Source organism: Lysobacter niastensis (assembly GCF_031457115.1).
Lineage (GTDB): Bacteria > Pseudomonadota > Gammaproteobacteria > Xanthomonadales > Xanthomonadaceae > Lysobacter_J > Lysobacter_J niastensis_A.
The window spans coordinates 1,260,245-1,272,480 of record NZ_JAVDVY010000001.1; the positions used below are offsets into that span (position 1 = coordinate 1,260,245).

The following is a 12,236-nucleotide window of genomic DNA, read 5'->3' on the forward strand; positions in this document are numbered from 1 at the left end:
AACGGCCTCGGGCGGGGGAGGTTGGGACGGACTGGCGGCGGCAAAGAGCAGGCCGGTTCGTTGACCGGGGCGCGGAGTTTACCATTGCGCGGCATGAGTACCGAATCCCAATCCCCCCCTCCGGCCGCCGCGCCGCCCTCCGCCGACCGCGTGCGCATCGTCCTGGTCGGCACCCAGCACCCCGGCAACATCGGTTCAGCCGCCCGGGCGATGAAGACCATGGGCCTGTCCCGGCTGTTCCTGGTGGCGCCGGAGAAGGCGCCCAACACCGAGTCCTACGCCCTGGCAGCGGGTGCCGACGACGTGCTGGCCGCGGCGACGACCTGCGCGACGCTGGCCGAAGCCGTGGCCGATTGCCGGCTGGTGCTGGGCTGCACCGCGCGCAGCCGCCGCATCGCACTGGAGGAGCTGTCCCCCCGCGAGGCCGGCGAACGCGCTGTCGCCGCCGCAAATCGCGGCGACGAAGTGGCGCTGGTGTTCGGGCGTGAACGCACTGGCCTGGACAACGACGAATTGCAGCTGTGCCACGCGTCGGTTCACATCCCGGCCAATCCGGACTACAGCTCGCTGAACCTGGCTGCCGCGGTGCAGGTGCTCAGCTACGAGTTGCGCCTGGCGCTGCTGGCGGCGACGCCTCCGCAAGCATCGTCCGAGTTGCGCGAACCGCCGGCCTCCCACGCCGAAATGGAAAGCTTCTTCGCCCAATTGGCGCAAACGCTGGATGCGATCGACTTCCACAAGGGGCGCGCCCCTGAATCGGCGCTGCGCAAACTGCGCCGGATGTTCCTGCGGGCCGAACTGGATGCGCGCGAGGTCCGCATCCTGCGCGGCGTGCTGGCCGATGCGCAGCGCATGGCGATGCTGGCGGGACAGTCGTCCCGGGATTAGGCGACGACTGGGGATCTTTTCTCCATTGATGTGGAAGGGGAGAAGGAATGCCGGGATCAGCACATGCTGACGCAGACCCCAGCCCGCTTTTCAAGGGCCTTCTTCCGCATGGCGGCCTGCGGTCGCCTGCGCGGACGATCGGTGTATCGGCCAACGGCGGTTTCGATTAGGCTGCATCGGTCACCGCACTGGTTCTTCCGCTTGATCCCCAGCGTGCGCCGTACCGTCCTGCTGACCCTGCTTGCCTTGGCGACCTTGTTGCCCGGTTTGGCGTCGGCCCAGTCGACGACGCTGGTGGCCTCGCATCCGATAACGGTCACCGCCGCGTCGGCGCCCGACGACGGCGTCCTGGTGATCGGCCGCATCAGCGACGATCCCAAGGCGCATTACGAGCAGCTCAAGCCGCTGCTGGACTACGTGGTGCCACGCATGGCCGATGTCGGCATCCGCGAAGGCCGCATCCTGATGGCCAAGGACGTGCAGCAGATGGCGAGCTATCTGCGCCGCGGACGGGTCGACTGGGTCACCGAGACCGCCGGCACCGCGATGCTGCTGCGCCAGCGCGCCCAGGCCCAGCCGCTGCTGCTGACCGAACGCGACGGCACCAGCCATTACCACAGCGTCTTCTTCGCCCGCCGCGACAGCGGCCTGCGCTCGCTGGACGACCTGCGCGGGCATAGCGTGGCGTTCCAGCGATCGTCCTCGACCAGCGCCTATTTCGCCCCGGTGGCCGCGCTGCTCGGGCGCGGGCTGCCGCTGGAAATCCTGCTCTCGCCCACCGATCACATCGCCACGGGCGCGGTCGGATACCTGTTTGCCCGGTCCGAGCTGAACATCTCGACCTGGGTGCACAAGCGCCTGGTCGACGTCGGCGTGATGAGCAACATCGACTGGGACAACCCGCAACGGGTGCCGGCAGCATTCCGCCGTGACCTGATGGTCATCGGCCGGACCGAGGACGTCCCGCGCGCCGTCGAAGTGGTACGCGGTGGGATGAACCCGCGGGTGCAGGCCCGCCTTCGCGAAGTGCTGATCGAGGCGGCGGGCGATCCCGATGCCGGCGAGGCGCTACTGAGATTCTTCAAGACCACCCGTTTCATGCCGATCGATCCGACTTCGCAGCATGCGCTCGACCGGATTTCCGCGGGCGTGGCGCGCGTCCGTGCGGAGGTGGAATGAAGTTGCGTTACGGCTTGCAGGCCAAGTTCCTGACATTGATGGGTTTGACGCTGCTGGTCGTGCTGGCATTGGTCGCGCTGCTGTGGAGCCGCCAGGAGCGCATGCAGCGCGAGGTGGAGTTCGTCAGCCGCGACGCCATGCAGAGCATGGCGGGCGAGACCATGCGCCGCCGCGGCGAGGGCATGGTCGCGCAATTGGCCGACTCGCTCGCCAACCCGCTTTACTACTTCGACCTGGATGCGATCGGCGTCCTTGGTCGCTCGGTGCTGCGCCAGCCGGGCACGCGCTACGTCATCGTCTACGACAGCGACGGCAACGTCGTCCATGACGGAAGCGAGGAGATTCCGAGCTACGGCAAGCGCATGGACGATCCGATGGCGTTCGAGGTGATCGCCGCCAGGAACACCCATGCGCAATGGGGGGATGACGTCATGGACGTCTCCTCGCCGATCATGATCGGCAGCGAGCGCATCGGCGGTGTCCGCGTCGGTTTCGACCTGGATGCCGCGCGCACCGTGCAGGACGCCGCCGTGACCAGCCTGCGGCATCGGCTGGAAGAGCTCGGCGACCGCCACCTGGTGTGGGTGGGCGTGCTCGGCATGGGCCTGCTGGCCCTGGGTGCGGTGATGTTGTGGCTGATGCAGCGCTTCCTGGTACGACCGATCAGCCAGTTGGCCGACGCCGCCCGCCAGATCGAGGCCGGTCGTTTCGACACGCAGCTGCCCGAGACCAGGAGCCAGGACGAGGTGGGTGACCTGATCCGCGCGTTCGGAAGAATGGGGCACAGCGTGGCGCGCCACGACCGCGACATCCGCCGCATGGCCTACACCGATGCGCTGACCGGCCTGGCCAATCGCCTCGCTTTCCGCGAGACGCTGGATGAGCGGCTGTTGCAGTTGCGCGGCGCCGGCCGCCAGCTGGCACTGTTGTTCGCCGACATCGACGATTTCAAGCGTGTCAACGACACCCTCGGCCACGATGCCGGCGACGAAGTGCTGTTGCAGTTCTCCAACCGCATCCGCGAGACCGTCCAGCGCCTGGGCGGCGACGATGCCGTGCTGGCGCGCTTCGGTGGCGACGAGTTCGTGATCCTGGTGCAGGCCGGACAGACGCAGGACGGCGACGTGCGCGGCTTGGCCACGCGTCTTGCCGAGAACATGGTGGCGGAGCTGGGGCTTCCGATCCGCGTGCAGGACCGTCAGGTATTCCTGGGCACCTCGATCGGCATCACGCTGTTCCCCGAGGATGCTTCAGGCGCGACCGCGCTGATGAAGAACGGCGATATCGCCATGTACCAGGCCAAGGTCGCCGGCAAGAACTGCTACCGCTTCTACAGCCGGGCGATGGACCAGGCGGTGGAGCGCCGCGTGCACCTGGAGCACGAGTTGCGCGGCGCCTGGGACCGCGGCGAGCTGAGCCTGGTGTACCAGCCGGTGTATCGCCTCGCCGATGGTTTGATGGTGGGTGCCGAGGCGTTGTTGCGCTGGCAGCACCCGCAGCAGGGCCTGATCGCGCCGTCGGTATTCATCGATGTCGCCGAGCAGAGCGGACTGATCGAAACACTGGGGCCGCAGGTCCTGCGCACCGCCTGCCGCGACGCGGTGGGCTGGCAGGAGGCGAGGGCATCGGGCGAGCCGATGTTCGTCTCGGTCAACGTCTCGCCACGCCAACTGCGCAGCGGCGACCTGCCTCAGTCCGTCGCCGAAAGCCTTGCCGACACCGGCCTGGATGCCAACCGCCTGCACATCGAGTTGACCGAGACCGCGGTGATCGGCGACGAAGTCCACGCCAGTGCGTTGCTGTCGCAGTTGCGCGCCTTTGGCGTGAAGGTGTGGCTGGACGACTTCGGCACCGGCTTCTCCGGGCTGAGCCACCTGCGCCGCGTCCCGGTCGACGGCGTCAAGATCGATCGCAGCTTCATCGCCGACGTGCTGCGTGATCCCGACGACCTGGCGTTGACCACGGCGATCATCGCCATGGCGCATTCGCTGGGTATCACGGTGGTGGCCGAGGGCGTGGAGCGCGAAGGCCAGTACGCGATCCTGCGCGAGCGCGGCTGCGACCTGGCGCAGGGCTATTGGCTGGGGCACCCGGTGTCGAACGACGAGTTCATGACGCTGCTGCACTGAGCGTGTCAGAGCGCCAACGGGGCTGCCTGCCATTCCCATGACTGGCGACGCGGTCGAAGGGCGGGGAGATGGCTGCTCAGGGCAAACGTGAAGCCTGGTTGGTCCGCCGATCTTCGACTGCCTGCGCTTCTGTCCACCTGGAGGGAGGGCGCTCCCTCAGGCCAACCTGTCCAGCAACTGTGCAGCGAATGCCGCCAGGTTGCCGGACAGCACGCCGGCCACCGTAATGGCCAGGGCGCCAGCCACCCACGCCACGATCATCAGATGCCCATCGCGCTCCAGCAGCGCCAGTGCAAACAGCAGCAACAGGGCGCCGAACAGGTAGTTGGTGAAGGGGATCGGCAGCGACAGCAGCAGGCCGAGAACGATCAGCAGCAAGCCGGTGAACGAACTGGTGACGAAATGATCCAGCAGGGTGGTCGCGCGCGGGCGAACGACCCGCTCAAGGCGCTGGAGCCAAGGCGATAGCCTCTCGCGAAAACTCATCAGCGCGTGCCGGTGCGGCCCGCGATCGGCGAGGAAGCGCGGCAGCCATGGGCGATGCAGACCGATCAGCAGTTGCAGGCCGATCAGGATGACCAGTGGCCCGCTGACCGCGCCGCCCACGCCCGGAATCGGAATGAAGGCGGGCAGGGTAGCCAGGAACAGCAACATCCCGAACGAACGCTCGCCCAGTCCGCCGAACAGGTCGCCGAGCTTGAGTACTTCCTGTGGATCACCCTCGGCGAAAGAATCGAGCAGGGCACGGGTGCCGGCCTCGGGTGATTCCTTGTCGTGGTCAGCCCGATGCTTCATTTTCGTCCGTGTCGGTTTCGATGCGCTTGTACAGCAGCAACTTGTCGATGCGCGGCCCGTCGAGGTCGACCACCTCGATGCGCCAAGCGTTCCAGTCGAAATATTCGCCCACGTAGGGGATTCGCCCGAAGTGCGCGATCACCATGCCGGCGGCGGTGTGGAAGTCGTGCTCCTCTTCGTCGGGCAGGATGCCGCCGCCGAGCAGTTCGCGCAGGTCTTCGATCGGCAGTGAGCCGTCGAGCAGGAACGAGCCGTCGGCACGCTCAACGACCGGGCCTGCGTTGTCGACGATCTGGGCCGGCAGGTGCTTGCCCGACTGGCCAGCGACGGTATGGATCCGTCCGACGATGGCGTCCATCAGGTCGGCTACGGTGACTATCCCGCTGATCTCGCCGTATTCGTCCACCACCAGCGCCATCGACTGCTGTTCCTCGCGGAATATCTCGAGCAGTTTCATGGCATGGGTCGACTCGGAGACGAACAGCGGCTCGCGCAGTTCCTTGAACAGGTCCGGCGCCTTCTCGTCGAGGCGATCCAGCAGCGACTTCACTTCCAGGATGCCGAGTACCTCGCTGTCGTCGCCGCGGTAGACCGGATAGCGCGAAAACGGTGTCTCGCGCATCGACGCCAGGTTCTCGGCGAAATCCGCGGCGGCGTCGAGCCAGGCGATGCGCATGCGCGGCGTCATCAGGCTTTCGGCGCTGCGGTCGCCCAGGCCGAGCACGCGGTTCATCATCTTGCGTTCGTCGGCGTCGATCACGCCCTGCTCGTGGCTCTCGCTGACCAGCAGGCGGATCTCCTCTTCGCTGATCGCACTGCGGGCGTCGTCGCGGATGCCGAGCATGCGCAGCACGCCGCGATTGATCCAGCCCAGTGCGGCTACTACCGGGCGCGCCGCGCGCGACAGGCCGTAGAGCGGGATCGCCACCTGGCACGCGATGCGCTCGGGGTTGGTCAGCGCCAAGCGTTTGGGAATGAGTTCGCCGAAGATCACCTGCGCGGCCGTGATCAGGCTGACCGCGGTGCCGATGCCGATGGCGCGGGCGTATTGCGCCGCTTCCGGCCAGGCATGCCCCAGCCAGCCGGCGATGGCCAGGCCGATCGCTTGGCCACCGAACACGCCGGTCAGCACGCCGATCAGCGTGATGCCGACCTGGACGGTGGACAGCAGGTTGTCGGGATGCTCGGCCAGGGCCAGCGCCAGCTGGGCGCGTCGGCTGGGATGAGCGGGGTTTTCGGCCAACTGCTTCAGGCGCAGCTTGCGCGAGGTCATCAGCGCCATCTCCGACATCGCGAAGAAGGCATTGAGGACGATCAGGGCGAGAACGATCAGCAGCTCCAGCATGGGGTCCGTTCCGGGGTGGGGCAGGCTGGGCGGCGCGTGGGGGAGCGATCAGTCGGCAGCAGGGGAAGCGACAGGATCTGGGCAGGCGGCGGTTTTGGGTCGTCGTCCATCGGGTCGATGTGCAGGGGCGATGTGCCGGGTAGTAGCGACGGGGCCATCTTAACAGGCTGTCTCGGACCGGCCCGGTGAAGGCTGCGCGGGGTCGGCGGGCGCGCGAAAGCGCCCCCAAACCGTCATAATCGCGCCCGCTGACCCCACCGCGCCGCCATTGGGCGCACAACCAGGCATCTACCGCATGTTCTCCCTGCAAACGATTTTCGGCCAAGGCAACCAGTTCTACACGCTGCTGGAAGAGGCCGCCGTCGCGGCCCACGACAGCACCAAGGCCCTGCATACCATGCTCAAGGATGCCGACCGGCAACCGGCGCTCGACGCCTTCAAGCTGGCCCGGTCGCGTGAGCGCAGCGCCGCCGACAAGATCAGCCAGGAACTGGTGAACAGCTTCATCACCCCGATCGAGCGCGAGGACATCGAGGCGCTGGGTTCGGCGCTGTACAAGATCCCCAAGCAGGTCGAGAAGTTCGCCGACCGCTATGCGCTGGCGATCCGCCACCTCGAGGGCATCGATTTCGCGCCGCGCGCGGCCATGCTCGAACAGGCCGCCGCCGTGGTCGTGAAGATGGTGCACCAGGTGCGCGAGATGAAGCTGGAGCCGATGAAGGCGCTCAACGACCAGCTGCGCGCGATCGAGAACGAGGCCGACCGCCTGATGCTCGAGCTGTACCGCGACATCTATTCCGGTCGCCTGGACAACCTGCAGATGTTCCTGCTCAAGGAGTTCTTCGAGATTCTGGAGAAGGCCATCGACCGCTGCCGCGAGGCCGGCGTGGTGGCCTACGAAATCGTGCTGAAGAACTCGTAAGGGGCCGGGCCGATGTTGACCCTGGTCCTGGTGGTGGTGCTGGCCGCGCTCATCTTCGAGTACATCAACGGCTTCCACGACACCGCCAACTCGATTGCGACCGTGGTCGCGACCAAGGTGCTCTCGCCGATGCAGGCGGTGGCCATGGCCGCGGCGACCAACCTGATCGGCGCGCTGTGGGGCACCGCGGTGGCCAAGACGATCGCCTCCGGCCTGCTCGATTCGGGCGTGGTCGAGGTGACTTCGCAGCTGATCCTGTGCGCCCTGGGCGGCGGCATCGTCTGGAACCTGATCACCTGGGCGATGGGCCTGCCGTCCTCGTCCTCGCACGCGTTGATCGGCGGGCTGTGCGGCGCGGCGTTCGCTGCGGCGATGAACAACCCGCACGCGATCATCTGGTCGCAGCCGGCCGATCCGTGGTTCAAGAGCGCGGGCCTGCTGTGGAAGGTCGTGGTGCCGATGTTCAGCTCGCCGCTGCTGGGCTTCAGTGCCGGCTTCCTGCTCATGGGCCTGCTGTTCGCGATCATCTCCGGCATGGCCGCCAGCGGAGGCGTGCTGGCGCGCCTGGCGCGTCCTCGCTGGGTCAATGCGTTCTTCGGCAAGGCACAGCTGGCATCGGCGGCCTACATGGGCTTTGCGCACGGCTCCAACGATGCGCAGAAGACCATGGGCATCATCGCGCTGGCGCTGGTGAGCGCGCAGGCGGCGGGCACGCTGGACAACCTGCCGTCGTGGCTGGCGTTCCTGCATCCGTCGCACCACGCGATCGTCGACAAGGACATCGATACCTGGATCAAGGTGACCTGCGCCATGGTGATGGCGGCCGGTACCGCCGCCGGCGGCTGGCGCATCATCAAGACACTCGGCCACAAGCTGGTGAAGCTGCACCCGATCCATGGCTTCGCGGCCGAAGCCAGCGCGGCCACGGTGATCACGCTCGCATCCTCGCTAGGCATCCCGGTGTCGACCACCCACAACATCTCCGCCGCGATCATGGGCGTGGGCACGGCCAAGCGCTTCAATGCCATCAAGTGGACGGTGGTGGAGCGCATGATCTGGGCATGGATCCTGACCATCCCCGCTGCCGGCGGCATCGCCTACTTGTTCTACAAGTTGCTGGCGATGATGGGCTGGACCTGACGGTTTCCGAAGTCCGCAACAGAAAAGGCCCGCGCATGCGGGCCTTTTCGCTTGTCAGGGTTGCGATGCTTGCTCAGAACAAGTCGCCACCCGCCGAAAGCATGCGTTCCATGCGATCGCCGAGCCCGCCGATCTCCAGCACCAGGCGGTCGATTTCGGACGCATCGAGACCGTCGTAGGGTCGGTTCTCGCACAGTTGCAGGTGCGGGATGCCGTCGAGGTCGCCGATGGCGAGGTAACCGACCCGGCTCTGCCAGTTGAAGATCAATGCGCGCTTTGCATCCAGGCCTGTGATCGGCGAGACCGCCGTGCTGACCCGCAGGTAGGGGCGGCCATCGTCGTCGTCGAGCTCGGACAGGAAGATCGCCTGGTGGCGTGTTCCCTGTTCCAGCGACATCTCGATGCAGATGACGTCGACGTCATGCTCGGTAATGCGGAAGTCGCTGCTCTTGAGGTGGCGGCGGATGGTATCGAAATTGCGCACGGGTGGCTCCTGCCTGAGGCTGCCCCGGTATGCTACCGCGATGAGCAATCAAGATGCCGGCAAGGACGCGGCTGCGCAGCGCATCCTGGCCGCGATCCGTGCGATACCCCGTGGTCAGGTCGCCGGATACGGCGAGGTGGCCCGTCGTGCCGGGCTGCCCGGGCGCGCGCGCTTGGTCGCGCGCCTGCTCAGCCAGAACGACGACCGCGACTTGCCCTGGCATCGCGTACTGCGTTCGGACGGCCGGATCGCCTTTCCAGAAGGTTCCAAGGGCTTCCGTGAACAAAGCCAGCGCCTGCGCGCCGAGGGGGTGCGTGTCGAGGCCGGGCGCGTGCGCGGCCAGCGTGCGGCGGCCACGCTCGACGAGCAGATGTGGGGCGATGGCATGCTCGCTCCCCCGGCGTCGGCCAGGCCGGTTCGCAAGAGCCGGGCCGCGTCGACCGGCGGCAAGCGCGCACGGAGCTGACGCCGACGGAGGCACGTCGCCGCGTACCGGCTACCATGTGCGCTCCCGAGGAGCCGCAATGTTTTCCAATCTCCCCCCCGTCACCAAGGCGTTGCTGATCGCCAACGGCCTGGTATTCCTGTTGCAGTTGTGGCTGGGCGAGCCTGCGCTTGCCCAGTTCGAGCTATGGCCGCCGGTGGGTGGCGATGATCCCTACGCCTACACCTTCCTGCCGTGGCAGGTGGTGACCTACGGCTTCATGCATGGCGGCTGGCCTCACCTGCTGTTCAACATGCTGACGCTGGCGATGTTCGGCGCGCCGCTGGAGCACGTGTGGGGGCAGCGCCGCTACTTCACGTACTACCTGGTCTGCTTGGTCGGCGCCGCCGTGTGCCAGCTTGCCGTCGGCGCATGGACGGTGAGCCAGGGCGGCGAAGCCTACCCGACGGTGGGCGCATCAGGCGGCATCTTCGGGCTGCTGCTGGCCTACGGCATGTTGTTCCCGAACCAGCGCGTGATGCTGCTGATTCCGCCGATCCCGATGAAGGCGCGCACGCTGGTGATCGTCTACGGTGCGATCGAACTGCTGCTGGGAATCACCAACGTGATGCCGGGCGTGGCGCACTTCGCGCACCTGGGTGGAATGTTGTTCGGCTGGTTGCTGATCCGCTACTGGCGCGGGCAGCCGCCGTTCGGGCGCAAGGGGCCGCCGCGGATGCGGGTGGTGCGATAGCGCTTCACGCTTGACCTTTCGCGCCTCGCGCGAGCGTCGCCGCCACTTTCGCAGGAAACATTGCAGTAAAAAAAACGGCGCGAAGTTCGCGCCGTTTTTTTTGCGAGCGGCCGTCGGCTACGGGAACAGCTTGATCTGCTTATCCGCCGCAACCTGCATCGACGCCCCCGCCTTGCAGCCGAATGCTTCGCCGAAACCGGGCTGGCTCATCAGCGGCGCATTCGTGCGCCACTGTCCCGGCGCATGCACATCGGTCGCAGCGCGCTCGGTCGCGGCGGCCGGGCTCAGGTGTTCGGCCCACAGCGAAGCCCAGCCCTTGTAGAAGTCCTGCTGCGTCGTCTTGCTGGCGGAAGGCTGCGCGTTGCGGAACGCGGCCCAGGCCAGTTCGACGCCGGCCAGGTCGGCGATGGCGTCGTCGCGCACCTGCGTGCCGTTGACGCGCGTGCCGGACAGGCCGGGGTAGGCGAAGCCGCCGTACTGCGCCGCCACGCGGTTGCCGAACGCGTCCCATGCGCTGGCTTCGGACGGCGTCCACCAGTCGCGCAGTTCCTGTTTTGCATCGACCAGTCGGCCGCGATTGTCGAAACCATGGCTCAGTTCGTGTCCGACCAGCGCGCCGTAAGCGCCGTACTGAGCGGCGATGTCCTTGCCGGTGTCGAGTACCGGCGGCTGCAGGATCGCGGCGGTGACGATCAGGCGGTTCTGGGCGATGTCGTAGGCCAGCGCCGGCTGCTGCGGCAGCACATCCCAGCGGCGGTCGGCGTTGCCGCGGCCGATGCGCTTCATTTCCTCGCGATGACGCCACGTCGATGCGATCAGCATGTTGCTGCCGAAGCTGCCGCGGCCCATCGGCTGCACGCTGTAATCGAGGTCGCGCCTGGGCGCGCCGATCTCGATGGCGAGCTTGTCGAGCTTGGCCTTGGCCTCGCTCTTGGCGGGAGCGCTGAAGCGGCTGTCGCGATCGATCGCGGCACCGAGCGCGCCGCGCACCTGCGTGGCGATTTCCTCCGCGCGTGCGCGCGTGGGAGCCGACAGGTAGCGGCGGGTGTACTCGCGCCCGAGCATCGGGCCGGCGGCGAGATTGATCGCGTCCAGCACCGCCTGCTGCCGCGACGGCGCGGGCCGGCCACTGAGCAGGCGACCGCGGAAGTCGTACTCGGCGTCGCGAAATGGCTTGGCCAGGTAAGGTGCCATCGAGTCGCCCACGCGCCAACGCAGGTACGCCTTCCATTGCTCGGGCTTGAGGCTGCCCACCAGGTTATCCAGTTGTGCGAACAACGCAGGATTGGCGATCGACACGCTGTCGTCGGAGACGCCCTGCGCCTTGAGGAACTCGGCCAGCTGCAATCGCTTGTACTGCTTGGCGGCCTTGGCGGCCTCCACCGGGCCGTAGTTGTTGCGCGGGTCGCGCAGATCGAGCAGCGGCCGCGACGCCTGGGCGATGCGCGTTTCCAGATCGATGACCTGGCGGGCTTCGGCAGCGAGCTTGTTCTGCGGGGTGCCGGTCAGCGCGAGGATCTTCTCGACGTAGCTCGTGTACTGGCCCATCAGCGCACGCGTGTCGGCGTCAGTGCGCGTGTAATAGGCCGGATCGGGCAGGCCCAGGCCGCCCTGGCTGAAATAACCGATGTGGCGGGTCAGGTCCTTCAGGTCGATGTCGGCGCCGAAGTTGAAGACGACCGGAATGCCGACCTGGTGCAGCGCCGCGATCGAGGCGGGGATGTCCTTGGAATTCTTGATGGCGTTGATGCGGCCCAGCAACGGCGCGATCGGCTGCGCGCCGTCACGCTCGACCGCTGCTTCGTCCAGACCGCTGGCCCAGAAGTCGCCGAGCAGCTTCTGCACGTCGCCTTGCGGCGAATTCATCGCGTTTTGCAACAACTCGATCTGCTGCGTACGTGCGCGCTCGTTCAGTTGTCCCAGCGCCGATACCGAGGCTGCCGTGGACGAGAGTGTGTTGGCGCGCAGCCAGTCGGCATTGGCGCTGGCGTAGAAGTCGGTGCAGGCGTTGGCGGTAGCCGGCGCTTTCGACTTCGCAGGAGCGCGTTTCTTCTGGGCATCGGCGGCCGGGGAGGCCACTCCCGCGATCAGAGCCAGGACAAGGGCGCAGGCAAGCGGGCGAGCGGTGGCCATCGCGGATCATCCATGCAGTCGAAACCGGGCCGAGTGTAGCAGC

10 protein-coding genes and 1 pseudogene are annotated in these 12,236 nt (G+C 67.0%); 7 read left to right on the plus strand and 4 right to left on the minus strand.

The window, feature by feature from the left end; genetic code table 11:
• Positions 1-93 precede the first annotated feature (93 nt).
• From J2X06_RS05765 to J2X06_RS05775, 3 genes are all read left to right on the plus strand, one after another.
• A complete protein-coding gene (locus J2X06_RS05765) occupies positions 94-888 on the plus strand; it encodes an RNA methyltransferase (protein ID WP_310059484.1) in 795 nt (264 codons plus the stop codon).
• A 258-nt stretch (positions 889-1,146) separates the two neighbouring features.
• Positions 1,147-2,067 (plus strand): phosphate/phosphite/phosphonate ABC transporter substrate-binding protein, encoded by a 921-nt coding sequence (locus J2X06_RS05770; protein WP_430539542.1) that lies wholly within the window; start codon positions 1,147-1,149, stop codon positions 2,065-2,067.
• Entirely contained in the window at positions 2,064-4,196 is a 2,133-nt protein-coding gene (locus J2X06_RS05775; RefSeq protein WP_310059486.1) for a putative bifunctional diguanylate cyclase/phosphodiesterase, read from the plus strand. Before J2X06_RS05770 ends, J2X06_RS05775 begins: the two co-directional genes overlap by 4 nt.
• Before the next feature lie 156 nt (positions 4,197-4,352).
• Here J2X06_RS05775 and J2X06_RS05780 read toward each other — a convergent pair whose 3' ends face one another.
• Positions 4,353-4,991: an exopolysaccharide biosynthesis protein gene (locus J2X06_RS05780; RefSeq protein WP_310059488.1), complete on the minus strand. Its 639-nt coding sequence runs from the start codon at positions 4,989-4,991 to the stop codon at positions 4,353-4,355.
• Positions 4,975-6,336 (minus strand): hemolysin family protein, encoded by a 1,362-nt coding sequence (locus J2X06_RS05785; RefSeq protein WP_310059491.1) that lies wholly within the window; start codon positions 6,334-6,336, stop codon positions 4,975-4,977. Before J2X06_RS05785 ends, J2X06_RS05780 begins: the two co-directional genes overlap by 17 nt.
• A 295-nt stretch (positions 6,337-6,631) precedes the next feature.
• Between J2X06_RS05785 and J2X06_RS05790 the strand changes: the two genes are divergently transcribed.
• Positions 6,632-7,258 (plus strand): DUF47 domain-containing protein, encoded by a 627-nt coding sequence (locus J2X06_RS05790; RefSeq protein ID WP_310059494.1) that lies wholly within the window; start codon positions 6,632-6,634, stop codon positions 7,256-7,258.
• A 12-nt stretch (positions 7,259-7,270) separates the two neighbouring features.
• A complete protein-coding gene (locus tag J2X06_RS05795) occupies positions 7,271-8,398 on the plus strand; it encodes an inorganic phosphate transporter (RefSeq protein WP_310059497.1) in 1,128 nt (375 codons plus the stop codon).
• Positions 8,399-8,471: 73 nt separating this feature from the next.
• Here J2X06_RS05795 and J2X06_RS05800 read toward each other — a convergent pair whose 3' ends face one another.
• Complete coding sequence (locus J2X06_RS05800; RefSeq protein ID WP_310059500.1) at positions 8,472-8,882, minus strand: hypothetical protein; 411 nt, start codon at positions 8,880-8,882, stop codon at positions 8,472-8,474.
• 40 nt (positions 8,883-8,922) lie between these two features.
• Between J2X06_RS05800 and J2X06_RS05805 the strand changes: the two are divergent.
• Both J2X06_RS05805 and J2X06_RS05810 read left to right on the plus strand, forming a co-directional pair.
• Positions 8,923-9,261 (plus strand): annotated as a pseudogene (locus J2X06_RS05805) (MGMT family protein); the annotation flags it as partial.
• A gap of 145 nt (positions 9,262-9,406) precedes the next feature.
• Positions 9,407-10,060, plus strand: coding sequence for a rhomboid family intramembrane serine protease (locus J2X06_RS05810; protein WP_310059502.1), 654 nt, complete (start codon positions 9,407-9,409; stop codon positions 10,058-10,060).
• Between the two features lie 117 nt (positions 10,061-10,177).
• Here J2X06_RS05810 and J2X06_RS05815 read toward each other — a convergent pair whose 3' ends face one another.
• Complete coding sequence (locus tag J2X06_RS05815; protein ID WP_310059505.1) at positions 10,178-12,193, minus strand: M13 family metallopeptidase; 2,016 nt, start codon at positions 12,191-12,193, stop codon at positions 10,178-10,180.
• Between the last annotated feature and the right edge of the window lie 43 nt (positions 12,194-12,236).